Here is a 17,539-nt window from a genome sequence, read left to right as displayed (position 1 = left end):
GGTGTGTGTTCAGTGCCGGCCCGCGGCGAGCGTCAGGGTCTGGCGCAGGGTGCCGTAGGCGGGTTTGGGGACGTAGTTCTCGTCGAAGATGTTGGCCGCGCCCTCGCCGGGGAAGGTGTCCGGGACCCAGGAGTAGGTGTCGGAGAAGCCCCAGACGGTGAAGTCGTTGCAGCCGGGGGTGAGGAGGCAGCCGCGCAGCAGGACGGCATAGCCCTCGGCCTGGGCCTCCAGCTCCGTGCTGTCGGCCGGCATGGGGATCCGGACGTCGGCCTCGGTGATCGCGGTCTCGAGGCCGAGACGGTCGAAGCGCAGCATGTTGTCGGCGATGTCGTGGGGCGCGCCGTACTGGACGCCGAGGTGGCCCTGGATGCCGACACCGTGGACGGGAACGCGCTGCTCGCGCAGCTCGGTGACCAGCTCGTGGAGGGCCGTGCTCTTCGCGTTGACGCCCTCGATGTTGTAGTCGTTGATGTACAGGCGGGCCTTGGGGTCCGCCCGGTGGGCCCAGCGGAAGGCGTCCGCGATGTAGCCGGGGCCGAGCTTCCGCAGCCAGATGCTGTCCCTCAGCGTGCCGTCGTCGTTGAATGCCTCGTTGACGACGTCCCACTGCCAGATCTCGCCCTTGAAGTGCGTGACCTGGTCGGTGATGTGCCGGCGCAGGATCTCCCGGAGCTCGGCGGCGGTGAAGTCGCCCTCGTTCAGCCACGCGGGCAGCTGGTTGTGCCAGACCAGGGTGTGGCCGCGGACCAGCTGGCCGTTCTTCTTCGCGAAGTCGACGAGCTCGTCGGCGGCGGTCCAGTCGTGCGTTCCCCGCTGCGGCTCGACCACCTCCCACTTCATGACGTTCTCCGCGGTGACGGAGGAGAACTCCCCCGCGACCTTGGCCCGGTAGGGCGCGTCTGCGGCGAGGGCGGAGGTGTCGACCGCCGTCCCGATGCGCAGTCCGGCCTTCTGGCCCAGGGCGCCGAGGCTCCGCGGGGCGGCGCTGTGGTTTCTGCCGTCGTGCCGTCCGGAGTCGTTGCCGGCGGCTGAGGCGCTGGAGAGGGTGAACGCGGAGACCAGGAGCACGGCGGCTGCGGAGCCGACCGCTGCCGCACGGGTTGCCTTGAGCATGACAGGTTCCTTTCCCTGATGGCGCGGGGCCGCGGAGCCTGCCCCCGGTGCGCCAAGGTGGCCTTCGAAAGTTTCGGTCCGTCCCGCGCCCCCAGAGGGCGCGGGACGGGTGCGGGGGCCGGAGCCCCCGCACGTCACGCCCGGACGGCCGGCGAGTCGGCCGACGTGGCGCACACCATGCGGCGCCGGTGATCGACGGTCCGCTCAGGGCCGGTGAGACGCAGCCGCACGGTGTGCTTGGCGTCGGCCAGGTCGCTGGACGTGGCGAAGCGCAGCTCCAGATCGCCGGGCTCGACGATCCGGCGCCCGTCGGCCCCGGTGAAGGAGACCAGGTCCGGATGGAACCGGAAGCTGACCTTCCGGGACTCCCCCGCGGCGAGCTCCACCCGGGCGTACCCGATGAGCCGCGCCTCCGGACGCGTGGTCTGGGCGACCGGGTCGTGGACGTAGAGCTGGATTACCTCGGCCCCGTCGCGGTCTCCGGTGTTGCGGACGGTGACCGCGAGGTCGGTCTCGCCGTCGGTGGGAAGGTCGGCCGGCACGTCGTCACCGGCCTCCCAGGCGAACGAGGTGTACGAGAGCCCGTGGCCGAAGTGATAGAGCGGGGTCGGGTCCAGGTTGCTGACCCCGTTGGCCCGGCCGAGGGGCGGCTGCAGATACGTCCACGGCTGGCCGCCCGCGCCGTTGGGCACGCCCACGGGCAGCCGCCCTGAGGGGTTGACCCGCCCCGAGAGCACACCCGCGAGCGCCGGGCCGCCCTCCTCACCGGGGAAGAACGCCTGCACACAGCCGGCCAGCCGGTCCGCCCGCCCGCCGAGCGCGTACGTCCGTCCCGTCAGCAGGACGAGGACGACCGGGGTGCCGGTCGCGAGCAGCGCGTCGAGGAGCTCGCCCTGGAGACCGGGCAGCGCCAGATCGGCCGCGTCGCAGCCCTCGCCGGAGGTACCGCGGCCGAAGAGCCCGGCCCGGTCGCCCAGTACGGCCACGCAGACGTCGGCCCCGGCCGCCAGAGCGGTGGCCTCCTCGATCCGGGAGGCGTCCGTGCCGTCCACCTCACAGCCCTGCGCGTAGTCGATGCCCGCACCGGGGAACTCCTCGCGGAGCGCCTCCAGCACGGTCGGCACGTCGATTCCCATGGCTGTTCCGGGGTGCTGGACCCCGACGTGGCTGGGGAAGGAGTAGCAGCCGAGCATGGCCAGCGGGTCGTCGGCGCGGGGTCCCACGACAGCGATCCGTCCGGTGCCGCTCAGCGGGAGCGCGGCCTCCGGGTTGGCCAGCAGGACACAGGACCGCTCGGCGAGCAGCCGGGCCAGGGCCCGGTTCCGCGGCGGGTCCAGGTCCACGGTGCCGCGTGCCCGCTCGGGGTCCACCCCGTCGAGCACGGCGGGCAGGACCTTCCGGTCCGGATCGAGCAGGCCGAGCTCGCACTTCTGCAGCAGGACCCTGCGCAGGGCGCGGTCCACCAGTTCCTCCGCCACGAGTCCGTCGCGTACGGCGGCGACCAGGGAGTCGCCGTAGCTGCGTACGGTGGGCAGCTCCACGTCGACGCCCGCGGTGAGGGCCAGGCGCGCGGCGTCCCCGCGGTCCGCGGCCACCTTGTGCAGGGTCTCGAGGAAGCCGATGCCGAAGTAGTCGGCGACGACGGTGCCGGTGAACCCCCAGGTGTCGCGGAGGAGTCCGGTGAGCAGCGAGGCGTCGGCGGCGACGGGCACGCCGTCGATCTCGGCGTACGACAGCATCACCGAGCGGGCACCGCCGTCACGGATCGCCATCTCGAACGGGGGCAGGATCACATCGGCCATCTCCCGGCTGCCGGCCCTGACCGGGGAGAGGTTGCGGGCGCCGGCCGACGCCGAGTAGCCCGCGAAGTGCTTGAGCGTGGCGACGACCCCGGAGGACTCCAGGCCGCGGATGTAGGCCGTACCGATGGTCGCGACGAGGTAGGGGTCCTCGCCGATCGTCTCCTCCACGCGGCCCCAGCGCAGGTCCCGCACCACGTCCAGGACGGGGGCGAGACCTTGGTGGACGCCGACCGACCGCATGTCGCTGCCGATGCGGTGGGCCATCTCGGCGACCAGCTCCGGGTCCCAGGCGGCGCCCCAGGCGAGCGGGACCGGATAGGCGGTGGCGCCCCAGGCGGTGAAGCCGGCCAGGCACTCCTCGTGGGCCAGGGCGGGGATGCCGAATCTGCCCGCCGCGGAGATCCTGGCCTGCGCGGTGGCCAGGGAGACCGCGCCGACGCCGGGATCGACCGGCGCGGTGCCGAACGGGCGGGTGAGCTGGCCGAGTCCGCGCGTGGTGATGTCCTCGAAGTCGACCGGGTCGACCATGTCGTTCTGGTGCGGTGCGACTCCGTCGCCCTCCGCGTCGGCGCCCACCCAGATGCCGTAGAGCTGGGCGGCCTTCTCCTCGAGCGTCATTCGGGCCGCGAGGTCGGCCACCCGCTCCTCGGGGGTGAGCGAGGGGTCGCTCCACGGGCCGTCGGCGGTGGTGGGCGGATCGGCACGGCGGATGTGCGGGGCGGGGTGGATTGCCATGGCGGCAGGGATTCCTCTCATGAGTGCGGTGGTCCGGAGCGGCGTCGATGTGCTATTTGCCGCCCACCCCCATCAGTCCGCTGATCAGCGCCCGCCTCGCCACGAGGTACACGGCGAAGATGGGTATGACGGAGAGGATGATCGCCGCCAGTACCGCGGGGATGTTCACGCCGAACTGGCTCATGAAGTTGAACAGCCCGAGCGTCAGCACGCGTTGCTCCTCCGACTGGGTCAGGATCAGCGGGAAGAGGAAGCCGTTCCACGCCTGCAGGGCGGAGAAGATCGCCACCGTGCTGATCCCGGCCTTGGACAGGGGCACCGCCAGCTGCCAGAGCATGCGCACGGGCGAGGCGCCGTCCAGGGCCATCGCCTCGTACATCTCCTCGGAGACGTCACGCATCGTGCCGCTCAGCACGAGGACCGCGACGGGCATCGCGAAGGCGGCGGTGGGCAGGATGATCGCCCACAGGGTGTCGTACAGCCCCATCTTGCCGATCATCAGGTACAGAGGCACGATCACCGCCTGCGCCGGGATCGCCACCCCGAGCAGGAAGGTCCGGAAGGCGAGCGACGAGAGCCGGCTGCGGGTGCGCACCGCGACGTACGCCACCGGGACGGAGAGCACCAGCACGATGGCCACCGTGGCCACGGCGACGATCGCGGTGTTGCCGATCAGCGAGAGGAACCCGCTGTCGAGCACGAAGCTGTAGTTGTCCAGCGTCGGATCCGAGGGGATGGCCAGCGGGTCGCCGTTCAGCGCCTCGTCCTGCCGCATCAGCGACGCGGAGACCAGCGTGTAGAGCGGCACCAGGACGATGACGAGCCAGACCAGCGAGCCGATGCCGGCCACGGGGTTGCCCAGGGACCTGCGACGGCGGGCCGGGCGGCCGCGGCGCGGCGGGGCGGGTGTCGGGCGCTGCCGCGGAGAAGCGGGGCGGGTGTCGATCGACATCGTCACATACCTTCCCGGGTGGAGCGCATGGTCCCGAAGCCACTGAGGCGGACCATGATCAGCGAGATACTGGTGGCCACGACGACGAGAGCCGTGGCGATGGCCGCCGCGTAGCCGAGGTCGTACGTCTGGAAGCCGGTCCGGTACATCAGGTAGGGCAGGATCGTCGTGTCCGTGCCGGGCCCGCCCTTGGTCATGATGAGCACGGTGTCGAAGTACGTCAGCGAGCCGACGATCATCAGGATCGAAGAGGTCGTCATCGTGTGGCGCAGCTGCGGCAGGGTGATGTGGAAGAACTGCCGCACCATGCCCGCGCCGTCGATGGAGGCGGCCTGGTAGAGGACCTCCGGGATCTGCCGGGCGCCGCCCTGGTAGATCAGCGTGTGGAACGGCATGAACTGCCAGCCGCCGACGAACGCCACCACGAGCAGGGCGCCGGTGGACGATCCCATGACGTTGGGGTCGATGCCGAACCAGGGCCCGATCGTCTGGATCACACCGAAGTTGGGGTCCAGCAGGGCGCGGAACAGTATCGCGATGGCGGTGGTGGAGAGCAGGAGCGGGATGAAGAAGATCGCGGACAGGAACGCGCGGCTGCGCTGGCGGCCCGCGGCCCACACACCGAGCAGCAGGGCCACCGGAGTCTGGAAGACCCAGCTGATCGTGGTGAGCAGGAGGCTCAGCCAGGCGGCCTGGCCGAACTCGGAGTCGCTGAACAGCCGGGTCCAGTTGTCCAGACCCGTGAAGGTCGGGGAGTTGAGCCCGTCCCACTCGGTGAAGGAGAGATAGACGGCGATCGCCAGAGGGACGATCGCGAAGACGGCGAAGAAGAGGATGCCGGGGACGGCCCAGGCGACCGGGGGGCGGCCGACGTTACCGGCGGCCGCCTTCCCGTCTCCGTGGCTCTTCGCGACCGGAGTGTGGTGGGACATCGTTACTTTGCGGCCTTCATTGCTTCGACGAACTGCTCGGGGGACGTCTTGCCGGCGAACAGCTTGCTGATCTCCGTGAGCAGTGGCGTGGCGTACTGGGATTCGAGCGCCTGGTCCCACGAGAGGGTGAAGCTCGGGGCCTTCTCCACCATCTCGTACTGGTCGGTGGCGAACTCGGGGTTGGGCGAACCACTCAGCATCGATGCCGCGTTGGACGTGGTGGGTACGTCACCGTTGTCGACGAGTGCCTGCGCGTATGTCTTCGAGGCCATCGTCTTCAGGAACGCGATGGCGGTGTCCTTGTGCTTGGTCCGGGCGTTGACGGACCAGTAGTTGGTGGGGTTGCCCACCACGTTCGCGGGGTCCCCCACGCCGCCGGCGACCGTCGGGAAGGCGGTCCAGCCGAGGTCCTTCTTGGCGAACTCGGGAGCCTTGCCCAGCTGCGTCGAGTACTCCCACGAACCCATGAGGTGCATGGCGGCCTTGCCCTTGCTGAGCAGGGTCGGCGCCGCTCCGCTGCCGTAGTCCACGGAGTTGAAGTTCTTGCCGAAGGCGCCCTGGTCGATCAGCTCCTTGACGGTCCGGGCCGTCTTGAGCACCGCGGGGTCGCCCCAGCCGTCGCTGTCGCCGTCCTGGATCTTCTTGAAGACCTCCGGGCCGCCGATCCGGTCCAGCAGGTACTCCATCCACATCAGTTCGGGCCACTTCTCGGAGCCGCCGAGCGCGAAGGGGATGATTCCGGCGGCCTTGAAGGTCTTGATCGCCGCCTGGAGGTCTTCCCAGGTCTTGGGCGGCTCGATCTCGTGCTCGGCGAAGAGGGTCTTGTTGTAGAAGAGCATCACGGGCTGCATGCCGCGCATGGGCACCCCGTAGATCTTCCCTTCGAGACCACCGGCCGTCATGATCGAGGGGATGAAGCCGTCCTTCAGCGTGGCGTCGTTCTTGACCGTCGAGGTCAGATCGACCAGGTCGCCGGAGTCGACGTACGGCTTGATGGACCCGCCGCCCCAGTTGAAGAAGACGTCCGGGGCGCTGGGCGAACCCATGGCGCTGCGCAGCTTGTTCACGTAGTCGGCGCCCGGGACCGGAACCAGCTTCACCTTGACCTTGGAGGTCTTGTTGAACGTCTCGACCGCTGCCTGCTGAACCTTGACCGCGTCGTCCCCGTAGACGTAAGCGGTGATGGTTCCGCTGTCGCTCCCGCCGCCCCCGGAACCGCAGCCGGCCAGCACGCCGGCCATGAGCATCGCCGCGCCCGCCGCGGCCCATCTCGTCGTACGTGTGCCCTGAGTGAATATCCCCGACCGCATGACCGCACCCTCTGTCGAATGTTTCGGCGTGCCTTTCGAATGTTGCCGGAACCGTACGGTCGTGTTTCGGGCGCGTCAAGAGGGCAGGAGCAAGGATTTACCAACCTTGCCCGGACGCCTGTCCAGGGCTGCGAGGGAGCTACGATTCGTGCATGAGCCCCGCAAAGGTCCAGCCCCAACAGGAGAAGGCGCCCGTCGGCGAGTCGTCGGAGAGCACCGCCACGCTGGCAGAGATCGCCCGAGCGGCCGGAGTCTCGGCTCCGACAGTTTCGAAAGTGCTGAACGGCCGCGCCGATGTCGCCCCAGGTACGCGCACGAAGGTGGAGGAGCTGTTGCTGCGGCACGGCTACCGCCGCAGGCGTGGCGCCTCCCAGCAGTCACAGCTCATCGACCTGGTCTTCCACGAGCTGGACAGCGCCTGGGCGATGGAGGTCGTCCGGGGCGTCGAGAACGTCGCGAGGGAGGAGGGCCTGAGCCTGGTCCTCTCGGAGAGCGCGGGCCGGCTCACCCCGGGCCAGACATGGGTGGACGGTGTGCTGGCACGCCGGCCGGCAGGGGTGATCCTGGTCCTCTCGGACCTCGACGCGGCGCAGCGTGCCCAGCTGACCAGCCGCTCCATCCCGTTCGTCGTCGTCGACCCGGCGGGCGACCCGGGTGACGACATCCCCTCGGTCGGGGCGGCCAACTGGCAGGGCGGGCTCGCCGCGACCCGCCACCTGACGGGGCTGGGCCACCGGCGGATCGGCGTGATCGGTGGACCGGCGCGCATGATGTGCAGCCGCGCCCGGATCGACGGCTACCGCGCCGCCCTGGAGACCTCGGGCGTCCCGATGGACCCCGAGCTGGTCCGGGAGGGCGAGTTCAACCACGAGGGCGGCTATACGGCGGCCCTGGAGCTGCTGCGCCTGCCGGAACCGCCGACGGCGATCTTCGCGGGGGACGACCTGCAGGCACTCGGTGTCTACGAGGCCGCGCGTGAGCTGGGGCTGCGGATCCCGGAGGACCTCAGTGTGGTCGGCTTCGACGATCTGCCGCTCACCCGCTGGATCGGCCCGCCGCTCACCACGGTGCGCCAGCCGCTCATAGAGATGGCCGAGACCGCGGCCCGGCTGGTCCTGGACCTGGGCCGGGGCAGGAAGCCGGCGACCACCCGGGTCGACCTGGCGACGAGCCTGGTGGTGCGCAGCAGCACGGCTCCGCCCGCGCGCTGAGCGGGCGCCCCCTCGGGAGCAGATGTCCGAGGGGGTTGAGGCGTCGCCCTGACGAATGCCCGGACCGGCCCGCACCGATGAGCTCGCGCTCCCTGCCACGACCGCTGTGACCTGGGCTGACGCCGCGTCTCCCGGCCGTTGTCAGTGGTCGGGTGCAGACTGGCCTCGACCGGCGACAACGGCGTTTCGGGAGGTCCTGTCATGACCGAAGTACTGCTCACCGTAGGCACCCGCAAGGGACTCTTCATCGGCCGCAGACACCGCGGCTCGTGGACGTTCGGCGATCCGCATTTCAACGCGCAGGCGATCTACTCCATCGCGATCGACACCCGCGGCGAGAAGCCTCGTCTGCTGGTCGGCGGTGACAGCGCGCACTGGGGCCCTTCCGTCTTCCACTCCGACGACCTGGGCGCGACCTGGGTGGAGCCGAAGCAACCGGCCGTGAAGTTCCCGCAGTTCACCGAGGCGTCGCTGGAGCGGGTCTGGCAGCTGCACCCCGCCGGGCCCGAAGCCCCCGGCGTCGTCTACGCGGGGACCGAGCCCGCGGCGCTGTTCCGGTCGGACGACAGCGGCGAGTCGTTCGAGCTGGTCCGCCCGCTCTGGGAGCACCCCACGCGGTCCGAGTGGGTGCCGGGCGGAGGCGGTGAGGGGCTGCACACCATCCTGACCGACCCGAGGGACGCCCGGGCTGTGACCGTCGCCGTCTCCACGGCGGGAGTGTTCCGGACCGAGGACGGCGGCGAGCGCTGGGCCCCGTCCAACAAGGGTGTCTCCGCCGTCTTCCTGCCGGACCCGGACCCCGAGTTCGGCCAGTGCGTGCACAAGGTGACACGGGACGCGGCCGACCCCGACCGGCTCTATCTGCAGAACCACTGGGGCGTGTTCCGGAGCGACGACTCCGGGGAGCACTGGAAGGACATCGGGGCGGGCCTGCCCTCGGACTTCGGCTTCGCCGCCGCCGCGCACCCGCATCGCGCGGACACGCTCTACGTCTTCCCGATCAACGCCGACGCGGACCGGGTCCCCGCCGGCCACCGCTGCCGCGTGTTCCGTACGCAGGACGCGGGGGAGACCTGGGAGCCTCTGACGCAGGGCCTCCCGGACGGTGACCACTACGGCACGGTACTGCGGGACGCACTCTGCACGGACGACGCCGACCCGGCGGGGATCTACTTCGGCAATCGCAACGGCGAGGTGTTCGCGAGCGCGGACGACGGCGACACCTGGGAGCAGTTGGTCTCCCATCTGCCGGACGTCCTGTGTGTGCGGGCGGTGGTGCTCCGCTGACCGGTCCTGCCACGGTGAACGGGCGGACGACGGGCGCGGTCAGCACCCCGCCGGCGCACAAGTAGAGTGCGCCCCGTGGCAGCAAGACCGTTGAAAGAGATCGTCGAGCCGGGATGGGCGCAAGCCCTTGAGCCCGTGGCCGAACGCGTCGCCGCTATGGGCGACTTCCTCAGGGCGGAGATCGCCGCGGGGCGTACCTACCTGCCCTCGGGGCCCAACGTCCTGCGGGCGTTCCAGCAGCCGTTCGAGGAGGTGCGCGTCCTGATCGTCGGGCAGGATCCCTACCCGACGCCGGGGCATGCGATCGGCCTCAGCTTCGCGGTGGCACCGGACGTCCGCCCGCTGCCGGGAAGCCTGGAGAACATCTTCCGGGAGCTGCACGCGGATCTGGGGCTCCCACGGCCCTCCAACGGCGATCTGACGCCCTGGACCCGGCAGGGGGTGCTCCTGCTCAACAGGGCGCTCACGACGGCTCCCAGGCGCCCTGCCGCCCACCGGGGCAAGGGCTGGGAAGAGGTCACCGAGCAGGCCATACGCGCGCTGGCTGCCCGGGGAACGCCGCTGGTGTCGGTCCTGTGGGGGCGCGACGCCCGCAACGCGCGTCCGCTGCTGGGCGATTACCCTGCGGTCGAGTCCGCCCACCCCTCCCCCATGTCGGCCGACCGCGGCTTCTTCGGTTCCCGCCCCTTCAGCAAGGTCAACGAACTTCTTCAGCGCCAGGGGGCACAGCCGGTCGACTGGCAGCTGCCGTGACCGGCGCCCCGGACCTGCCGTTCGCCGTAGGCGTCGACTCCGGCGGGTCCGGGCTGCGCGTGGCTCTCGCACCGGTGGCGGCGGGGCACCCGGCGATCACCGCCGCGTGCGCCGAGCCCGTGCGGACGGGTGCGCGTGGCATCGACGCGGGGCACCTGCTGGAGCAGCTGCTGCCCGCCGTCCGCCGACTGCTGGACCGGGCAGGGCCCGGCGCGGCCGTCACGGCGGCGGCCGTGGGGGCCGCGGGGATGGCGACCCTGGGCGAGGAGCTGCGGGCCCGGCTGCCCGGCGCGCTCGCGGACACGCTGGGCGTCCGGCGGGTGGCGCTGGCCGCCGACGCGGTGACCGCGTACGCCGGGGCGCTGGGACAGCGCCCCGGCGCGGTCGTCGCGGGCGGCACCGGCATGATCGCGCTCGGCACCGACCTCACGTCGTGGCGCAGGGCGGACGGCTGGGGGCATCTGCTGGGCGACAGCGGCGGCGGCGCCTGGATCGGTCGCGCGGGGCTCGACGCGGCGATGCGGGCCCACGACGGCCGCCGCGGAGGGTCGCCCGTCCTGCTGGCGCGGCTCGAGGCGGTCTTCGGGCCGGTCACCGGCCTTCCGGGTCTGCTCTATCCGCGTACGGACCGTCCGGCTCTGCTCGCCTCGTTCGCCCCCGAGGTCGGGGCCTGTGCCCTTCAGGACGAGGTGGCGGCGAACATCCTGCGGGAGGCGGCGGCCCACATCGCCGAGGCGGCGGCAGCGGTGTGTCCGCGCCCCGCGGGCTCCCGCACCGATCGGTGTGAAGTCGCTCTGACCGGTGGGCTGTTCCGCATGGGTGAGCCTCTTCTGGGCCCGTTGCGGGAGGAGCTGGCGCAGCAGGTCCCGCAGGCGCGGGTGGTTCCGGCGGAGGGTGATCCGCTGCACGGTGCGCTGGAGATCGCACGGGCCCTCGCGGGACCGGGTCTGCGGCTCCCGGCCCACCCGTCACTGCTCTTCGTACCGGGAGTAACGTAGACGAATCGAGCACTCGTCCGCCCGGACGGAGCAGGTCAGTCGCCTGCTATGCCATTCAACAGACATATACGGACAGATAACGCCTGGCGGCCCCCTCCCCGAACAGAGGGGCACCCAAAACCAGTAGCATGCGGCGCCATGAGCACCCCCACTGGGCCCGCTTCCGGCCTGCCTGTACGAATGCCGCGACCTCGCCAGTCCGGACGGCACCGCCGCCCGGAGCCCGTGGTCGCACCTGAGGGCGCTGCCGCGCTCGTTCTTGCCCTTCCCGGTACCCCTTCCCCGGCCTCGCGCAGCCTGGCCGAGGAAGTGATCAGCATCGCCCGCTCCGAGCTGCCCGGCCTGAACGCGCGGATCGGCTACCTCGACGGCGACGACGCCGAATATCCCACTCTTGTCTCCACGCTCAGCCACGCCGCCGCCGAGCGCACCGCGCGCTACGAGCAGGCCGTCGCCGCGGGCCGCGAGGTCGCCGAGCCCTCGGGCCCGTCCGCCGTCGTGGTGCCGCTGCTGGCGGGCCCGGACAGCGCCCTGATCCGGCGCATACGGCAGGCCGTCATGGACAGCGGGACGCAGGCCGAGCTGACCGACGTACTGGGTCCGCACCCCCTGCTCGCCGAGGCACTGCACGTACGCCTTTCGGAGGCCGGTCTGGCGCGCGCCGACCGCGCGCGGCTGTTCACCGTGGCGACCGCGGCCGACGGCATCGTGCTGGCCACGGTGGGCGGCGAGGAGGCCGTGCAGGCCGCCGGGATCACCGGCATGCTGCTGGCCGCCCGTCTGGCCGTGCCCGTGATGGCCGCGGCCCTGGACGTGGAGGGTTCGGTCGCCTCGATCGCCGCGCAGCTGCAGAACTCCGGCTCCGCGCAGCTGGCGCTCGCGCCGTACCTGGTGGGGCCGGAGATCGACGCCGGCCTGCTGGACGCGGCCGCGAAGGAGGCCGGCTGCTCGGCCGCCGAGCCGCTCGGCGCGTACCCGGCCATCGGCAAGCTGGTGCTCTCGCTGTACGCGACGACGCTGGGCATCACCCCGGAGACCCCTCAGGGGGTCCAGGGGGCGCCGGCGCACTGATCCGCGCCACTCGTGCCGGACGATGCGGCGCGGACCGGTTTCCCCGGTTCGCGCCGCATGCCGTCGCCGGGCCGGGCGTCAGGCGAAGACCACGCAGGAGGCGGCCGGAACCTCGATGGAGCCCGCGTGGGCGGGAATTCCCGTTTCCGCGTCCACGGCGAACCAGCTGACGTTTCCGGAGTGCTCGTTGGCGGCGTAGAGCCACTGGCCCGTGGGGTCGAGAGTGAGATCGCGGGGCCAGCGTCCGCCGCACCCCACGGCCGCCGCCAGGGCGAGTTTCTCGGCCGTCTCGTCGAGTGTGAGGACGGAGATGCTGTCGTGGCCGCGATTGGCGGTCCACAGGAACCGGCCGTCGTGCGAGACCACCACTTCCGACGGATACGTACGCGCCTCCTCGCCCTCGTCGTGGTCGTGCGGCAGGACCTGCGTCTCCCCGAGCGGTTCGAGCAGGCCGCCGACGGCGTCCCAGCGGCACACGGTGACCGTCGGCTCGAGCTCGTTGAGGACGTACGCGTGTCCCCCGGAGGGGTGAAAGGCGAGATGGCGCGGTCCGGTCCCCGGCCGCAGTGCCGTCTCGGCGTGCAGCCGCAGGGAGCCGGTGGCGGGGTCGAGCGCGCAGACGCGTACGGAATCCGTACCGAGGTCCACGCTGAGCACCCAGTTCCCCGAGGGGTCGGTCATCACCTGGTGGGCGTGCGGGCCGGACTGGCGGCCCTCGTCGGGGCCGCGGCCCTCGTGCCTCAGCACGCCGGCCGCCGGGCCGGGTGAACCGTCGTCCCGGACCGGCAGCGCGGTGACACTCCCGGAGCCGTAGTTGGCCGTCAGGAGATGGCCCGCGGCGAGGGTCAGATGGGTCGGGCTGCTCCCGCCGACCGGCCGGGCCTCGCCGATCAGCCGCGGTGTGCCGCCGTCGTCGATGGAGAAGGCCGCGACGGCGCCCTCGGAGGCCTCACTGACCGCGTAGAGCACGGGGTCGCCCGTCCCGGGAGTACGGCCGACCGCGAGGAAGGAGGGGTCTGCCACGGCGTCCGTGGACGCGAGCACGGACGGCGCCCCGGTGTCCCGGTCGACGGCGGCGACACTGATGCCGAGTCCGCCCGCCGACGTGAACGACCCTATGAATGCCCGCTTCTCCTGATCGGCGCCCATCCCGCTACCCCTCTTCACGTCCGTCACGATCTTCCCGGCCGACGGTAGCAGGCGTCCTGTCCCGCTCCCGGGCTGAAAGCAGGGAGCGTCGGATGACGGTCGGCGGAGCGTGGGGAGCCTGGTCCGAGCCGGGATGGTGCTCACCGATCCCGTCGTGGACGACGGCTCAGGCGCCGGCCGGGACCGGGCGGGACCTGCGGAGGGGCACGGCGAGTTCGAGCAGGGCCTGCTCCAGCGCGTGGAGGTGGGTGAGCATCTGATCGGCGCCCGTCGGCTCCGTGGCCGTCGTCTCGTCGGGCCGCGGGTGCCGCCCGACGGCCGGCGCATCGGTGAGGGCTTCGACGGCGGCCTCCACCCGCCAGCAGGCCGCGGCGAGCCGGACGTCGTGCGAGGCCTCCGGGTCGGCAGCGACGGCGGCCAGGCCGCGCACCTCGCGCACGCAGTCGTCGAGCAGCGCGAGCACCTGCCGTGCCCGTCGTCTGCGGGCCCGCAGCGGGTTGAGCGGGTGCACCAGCGGTGCGAGCGACAGGCGCACCCGGCCGAGGATCGCCTCCAGCTCGACGACGCGCCCAGGCGGGTCGTCGCCCTCGCTCCCGGCGAGCCGGGCGGCGGCCTCCGCCGTGCACGTGTGCACGCATCGCAGCGCCCGCTCCACCCACGCCTCGGTCACCGAGTGCGTGGTCACCGGCAGCACGAACAGCACCGCCAGTACGGCGCCGAGCGCACCGGCCGCGGTCTCTGTCACCCGCAGCACGAGCAGACCCGTGTCGAGCACGCCGAGCAGGCCGTACAGCATGCTCGCCATGACGGTCACGGCCAGCATCATCCAGGTGTAGGAGACGGCGGCGGTGTAGAAGATCCCGAACACACTGGCCGCCACGACCACGGCGGCCACGACCGGCTCGTGGTGCAGCGGCACGGCCACGGCGAAGCCCAGCCCGATCCCGAGCACCGTTCCCAGGAATCGCCGGAACCCGCGGACGACGGTCTCGCCTCGCGAGGTCGTGGCCACGAACACCCACCAGGTGGCTCCGACCGCCCAGTACCAACGCTGGTCGGAGAGCACCTGCCCCACGGCGAGCGCGAACCCGGCCCCCACTGTCGCCTGCACGGCCTGCCGCGTCGTGATCCGCGCGAGCCCGGACGCCCCGGAGGGGAGGGCGACCGCCATGGGGGCCGGGAGCCGCCGCTCGTAGCACCACACGCCGAACCGCACCGCCGAGGACGCGACGAGCGACAGCAGCACGGCCGCGTACAGCTCGGGCAGCTGGCCGGGCACGGTGTGCAGGAACTGGGCGGAGAAATATGACATGAAGCCGAACACGCCCAGCGAGTGCCCGCGAGGCCCCCACCGCCTCGCGTACACCCCGGCCCCCACGACGGCGAGGAACGCGAGGTCGCGGGCGACGGGCACATCGTGCAGCACGGCGGCCAGCGTGAGCACAGGGAGACCGACGGCGGGCAGGAAGGCGGTCGTGATCGCCTGCCCACGCACCGTCGCGTCGGTCACCGTGAACAGTGCGAGCAGCGCTGCCAGACCACCGGTGACGGCCGCCTCAAGCGAGTGCCCGGCGGCACCGCACAGCGCGACGGCGAGCCCGATGCCGAGCACGGCCCGGGACGCGAACCGCAGTCGCATCCGCCCCGGATCCGGTGCCACGAACGCCCTCTTCAGCAAGTTGCCCCCTACCTTCCGCACGTGGACCTGCGCAGACATGAGAAAGGCGCCGCGGTGATCCCCAGGGGGACCCGCAGCGCCATTGATAGCTCTATTGCAGCACCAGGAGGGCTGATGGTTCAACCGACCCACGATCTCCTGTGCCAATGGGCCATGAACCGCTGTCACTGCTCGGCCGCAGCAGAGCCAACGGACCAGCCGGAGGCGATACCTCGGACGAACGGCTCAGGAATGCGGACGGCGGAGCTCCGGCTCGGACCACCGGCGGCCGGCCGTCAGCTCCCGATCCCGCCGTCACTGCCGAGCAGTTGCCCGTCGATCCACCCGCCCCGCTCGGAGCACGAAAATCCGACCAGGTTCACGGGACGCCCGGGCAGCCCAGCGGTGGGGCCCGGACCGTCCGGTGTCACCGGCCGTACGTGGTGCGGCACAGGTCGACGATCTCGGCGGACGCGACCCCCCGCCCCGACGCACAGACGGTGCGCATGTCGTACGTCCGGTCCGGACGCGCCCGGTGGGGCGCGCCCACGCCGCGCGGCGTGCGGGGCCGGTCGGGAGCGGCACGTCGCGGCTGGTTCCGTGCCTCCTGGCGGACCGGTGGCGCGACGACGTCGGCACGCCGGGCCGGGGCGCGTGACCCCTTCTCCTTCTTCCGCTTCCCGCCCTCCGCTCGGTCCGGCCCCTTCTCGGTCCTTCCGAGCGTGTCGTGGACGGCCGCGGGCTCGGTGGGCGCCGTGGGCGCCTGCGCGGCGGGGACGTTTCCGGGACGTACGGAGGCGGAGGGCGAGGGCCTCTCCGCTTCGGCCTGGACGGAGACGCAGCCGGCCGTACTCAGCAGGGCGACGAACACGAGGGGGATGGACCGCAGGTTCATGCCGTGGTCAACGACGGGCCGCGCGAGCGGACACGTCCGAAAGCGCCGGTCAGGACGCTCAGTCGGACAGACCGGCGCGGGCGATACCCAGCGCGCGGTGGATGGTGTGTGACAGCGAAGCCGGCTGCGGGTCCGCACTCCACGCCCACTGTTCGACCGCGACGCGGAGGGCCCCGTTGAGCAGGGTCGCCTGCAACCGTGGTTCGAGGTCGTCCGGCCCGTGGTCCGTCCGCTCGGCGATGACCGCGGCGAAGGCCGGCTCCGCATCGTGGTGGACCTGCAGCCACACGGCGCGCAGCCCGGGTTCGGTCCGGGTGAGCAGGACGAGGTCGCGCAGGGCGTCCGCATCGGTGTCCGCCGATGCGGCCGGGCGGGAGGGCCGGGTCCCCGAGACGGCTTCCGCCAGCGGCCGGTCGCGCGGCCACGACCTCATCAGCGCGATGACGAAGTCGAGCGCGTAGGTCAGCAGGGGGCGGACGCACAGCTCCTTCGACGAGGTGTAGCGCCACAGGGTCCGCTGCGAGATCCCCGCGGCGGCGGCGATCTCCTCGGCAGTGGTCGCGGCCACACCTTGTTCGGCGAAGAGGCGCACGGCTTCACGGGCGATCTCCAGCCGGGTCGCGGCCTTGCGCCGTTCGGTCAGCGGCGGGCGTCCGAGGCGGGCGCCGCCTGCTGTGCCGTTGGCGGCGGTGGCCGGGACAGGGTCGGGCACCCCTCCCGCGTGCGCGGCTTCCACAGTTTTCGGCCACCTTCCCTCACGGCTTCGCCCATCGTAGCGACACCTTTTCTGGCACCACTTGCCATTTTGGCACTGGCCGCCATTAAAGGTAACGTTCCTGCCCTGTCGACGAAGCCGAGGAGCATCACGTGAACACCACCCCCAGCGGCCCGGGCCGCAGCGTCATCGTCACCGGCGCCGGATCCGGCATCGGCCGGGCCACCGCCCTGCTGTTCGCGAAGGAGGGGGCCCGCATCGTGATCGCCGATGTCGACGAGGCGGCCGCCCGGATCGTCGCGGAGGAGACGGAGCAGGCCGGCGGGACCGCGGTCACCGTGATCGGGGACCTGCGGGACCAGGCCGTCGTCGACCGGGTGGCGGCCACGGCGGCGGAGGAGTTCGGCGGTATAGACGTCCTGGTCAACAACGCCGGAATCATGGACAGCATGTCGGCCGCGGCCGACACCGGTGACGACGAGTGGGAGCGCGTCATCGGCATCAACCTCACGGCTCCGTTCCGCCTCACGCGTGCCGTGCTGCCGCACATGCTCGCCGCGGGGAAGGGCGCCGTCGTCTTCACCGCGTCCGAGGCGTCCCTGAGGGGCAGCGCCGCGGGTGCCGCCTACACGGCGTCCAAGCACGGCATCGCGGGCCTGACCAAGTCCCTGGCCGTCATGTACCGCGACAAGGGCATCCGCTCCAACGCCATCGCGCCCGGCGGCACCGTCACCAACATCCGGGTCGACGCCGACCGGGGCGCCCACGGGCCGGCCGCCCTCGCCCCCTACATGGGCAATGTCGGTTCGCCTGCCCGGGCCGAGGAGCAGGCGGCGGCGATCTTTTTCCTGGCGTCCGACGCGGCGAGCAACATCAACGGGGCGATCCTTCCCGTCGACAACGGCTGGTCCGCCGTCTGAGCACCCGGCACCCGCGAGGGCGTGCGAGCGGGCGTCGCG

The 17,539-nt window shown here is 71.9% G+C and carries 15 protein-coding genes; 6 read left to right on the top strand and 9 right to left on the bottom strand.

Translation table 11 applies throughout. The annotated features are described in order from the left end of the window. Positions 1 to 9: 9 nt before the first annotated feature. The 5 genes from AB0P41_RS21240 to AB0P41_RS21220 form a co-directional block, all read right to left on the bottom strand. Positions 10 to 1,113 carry an endo-1,4-beta-xylanase gene (locus AB0P41_RS21240; RefSeq protein ID WP_365933474.1) on the bottom strand — a complete coding sequence of 368 codons (1,104 nt, stop codon included), beginning with the start codon at positions 1,111 to 1,113 and terminating at the stop codon, positions 10 to 12. A 134-nt stretch (positions 1,114 to 1,247) separates the two neighbouring features. Further along, complete coding sequence (locus AB0P41_RS21235; RefSeq protein ID WP_365933473.1) at positions 1,248 to 3,650, bottom strand: glycoside hydrolase family 3 N-terminal domain-containing protein; 2,403 nt, start codon at positions 3,648 to 3,650, stop codon at positions 1,248 to 1,250. A gap of 52 nt (positions 3,651 to 3,702) precedes the next feature. Further along, positions 3,703 to 4,602: a carbohydrate ABC transporter permease gene (locus AB0P41_RS21230; protein WP_356716719.1), complete on the bottom strand. Its 900-nt coding sequence runs from the start codon at positions 4,600 to 4,602 to the stop codon at positions 3,703 to 3,705. 2 nt (positions 4,603 to 4,604) lie between these two features. Further along, positions 4,605 to 5,534 (bottom strand): sugar ABC transporter permease, encoded by a 930-nt coding sequence (locus tag AB0P41_RS21225; protein ID WP_365933471.1) that lies wholly within the window; start codon positions 5,532 to 5,534, stop codon positions 4,605 to 4,607. A gap of 2 nt (positions 5,535 to 5,536) precedes the next feature. Next, a complete protein-coding gene (locus tag AB0P41_RS21220; protein WP_365933512.1) occupies positions 5,537 to 6,781 on the bottom strand; it encodes an extracellular solute-binding protein in 1,245 nt (414 codons plus the stop codon). Between the two features lie 215 nt (positions 6,782 to 6,996). Between AB0P41_RS21220 and AB0P41_RS21215 the strand changes: the two genes are divergently transcribed. From AB0P41_RS21215 to AB0P41_RS21195, 5 genes are all read left to right on the top strand, one after another. After that, positions 6,997 to 8,055, top strand: a complete 1,059-nt coding sequence (locus AB0P41_RS21215) for a LacI family DNA-binding transcriptional regulator (protein WP_356716715.1) — start codon at positions 6,997 to 6,999, stop codon at positions 8,053 to 8,055. 201 nt (positions 8,056 to 8,256) lie between these two features. Beyond that, positions 8,257 to 9,342, top strand: coding sequence for an exo-alpha-sialidase (locus AB0P41_RS21210; protein ID WP_356716713.1), 1,086 nt, complete (start codon positions 8,257 to 8,259; stop codon positions 9,340 to 9,342). Positions 9,343 to 9,417: 75 nt separating this feature from the next. Next, positions 9,418 to 10,095 carry a uracil-DNA glycosylase gene (locus AB0P41_RS21205; protein WP_356716711.1) on the top strand — a complete coding sequence of 226 codons (678 nt, stop codon included), beginning with the start codon at positions 9,418 to 9,420 and terminating at the stop codon, positions 10,093 to 10,095. Further along, entirely contained in the window at positions 10,092 to 11,093 is a 1,002-nt protein-coding gene (locus AB0P41_RS21200) for a BadF/BadG/BcrA/BcrD ATPase family protein (RefSeq protein ID WP_365933468.1), read from the top strand. Before AB0P41_RS21205 ends, AB0P41_RS21200 begins: the two co-directional genes overlap by 4 nt. A gap of 138 nt (positions 11,094 to 11,231) precedes the next feature. Further along, positions 11,232 to 12,164, top strand: coding sequence for a hypothetical protein (locus AB0P41_RS21195; RefSeq protein ID WP_356716708.1), 933 nt, complete (start codon positions 11,232 to 11,234; stop codon positions 12,162 to 12,164). 78 nt (positions 12,165 to 12,242) lie between these two features. Here AB0P41_RS21195 and AB0P41_RS21190 read toward each other — a convergent pair whose 3' ends face one another. The 4 genes from AB0P41_RS21190 to AB0P41_RS21175 form a co-directional block, all read right to left on the bottom strand. Continuing rightward, positions 12,243 to 13,313 carry a lactonase family protein gene (locus AB0P41_RS21190; RefSeq protein ID WP_365933466.1) on the bottom strand — a complete coding sequence of 357 codons (1,071 nt, stop codon included), beginning with the start codon at positions 13,311 to 13,313 and terminating at the stop codon, positions 12,243 to 12,245. Between the two features lie 166 nt (positions 13,314 to 13,479). Next, positions 13,480 to 14,991: an FUSC family protein gene (locus AB0P41_RS21185; RefSeq protein WP_365933464.1), complete on the bottom strand. Its 1,512-nt coding sequence runs from the start codon at positions 14,989 to 14,991 to the stop codon at positions 13,480 to 13,482. A gap of 406 nt (positions 14,992 to 15,397) precedes the next feature. Continuing rightward, positions 15,398 to 15,865, bottom strand: coding sequence for a hypothetical protein (locus AB0P41_RS21180; RefSeq protein ID WP_365933462.1), 468 nt, complete (start codon positions 15,863 to 15,865; stop codon positions 15,398 to 15,400). A 58-nt stretch (positions 15,866 to 15,923) separates the two neighbouring features. Beyond that, positions 15,924 to 16,577 carry a TetR family transcriptional regulator gene (locus AB0P41_RS21175; protein WP_365933510.1) on the bottom strand — a complete coding sequence of 218 codons (654 nt, stop codon included), beginning with the start codon at positions 16,575 to 16,577 and terminating at the stop codon, positions 15,924 to 15,926. Between the two features lie 155 nt (positions 16,578 to 16,732). On the opposite strand from AB0P41_RS21175, the gene AB0P41_RS21170 reads away from it, so the two are divergent. Beyond that, entirely contained in the window at positions 16,733 to 17,500 is a 768-nt protein-coding gene (locus AB0P41_RS21170; protein ID WP_356716701.1) for an SDR family NAD(P)-dependent oxidoreductase, read from the top strand. The last annotated feature ends 39 nt before the right edge of the window (positions 17,501 to 17,539 follow it).

Origin of the sequence: Streptomyces sp. NPDC079167, from assembly GCF_040686735.1 — a bacterium.
Lineage (GTDB): Bacteria > Actinomycetota > Actinomycetes > Streptomycetales > Streptomycetaceae > Streptomyces.
Note: the sequence above shows the minus strand (reverse complement) of the source record. Positions and strands in the feature narration are given on the sequence as shown.

Coding starts and splice junctions, on each gene's coding strand:
- AB0P41_RS21180 (WP_365933462.1), bottom strand. CDS start 15,865: ATGAACCTGCGGTCCATCCCCCTCGTGTTCGTCGCCCTGCTGAGTACG.
- AB0P41_RS21215 (WP_356716715.1), top strand. CDS start 6,997: ATGAGCCCCGCAAAGGTCCAGCCCCAACAGGAGAAGGCGCCCGTCGGC.
- AB0P41_RS21235 (WP_365933473.1), bottom strand. CDS start 3,650: ATGGCAATCCACCCCGCCCCGCACATCCGCCGTGCCGATCCGCCCACC.
- AB0P41_RS21220 (WP_365933512.1), bottom strand. CDS start 6,781: ATGCTCATGGCCGGCGTGCTGGCCGGCTGCGGTTCCGGGGGCGGCGGG.
- AB0P41_RS21225 (WP_365933471.1), bottom strand. CDS start 5,534: ATGTCCCACCACACTCCGGTCGCGAAGAGCCACGGAGACGGGAAGGCG.
- AB0P41_RS21195 (WP_356716708.1), top strand. CDS start 11,232: ATGAGCACCCCCACTGGGCCCGCTTCCGGCCTGCCTGTACGAATGCCG.
- AB0P41_RS21190 (WP_365933466.1), bottom strand. CDS start 13,313: ATGGGCGCCGATCAGGAGAAGCGGGCATTCATAGGGTCGTTCACGTCG.
- AB0P41_RS21240 (WP_365933474.1), bottom strand. CDS start 1,113: ATGCTCAAGGCAACCCGTGCGGCAGCGGTCGGCTCCGCAGCCGCCGTG.
- AB0P41_RS21230 (WP_356716719.1), bottom strand. CDS start 4,602: ATGTCGATCGACACCCGCCCCGCTTCTCCGCGGCAGCGCCCGACACCC.
- AB0P41_RS21210 (WP_356716713.1), top strand. CDS start 8,257: ATGACCGAAGTACTGCTCACCGTAGGCACCCGCAAGGGACTCTTCATC.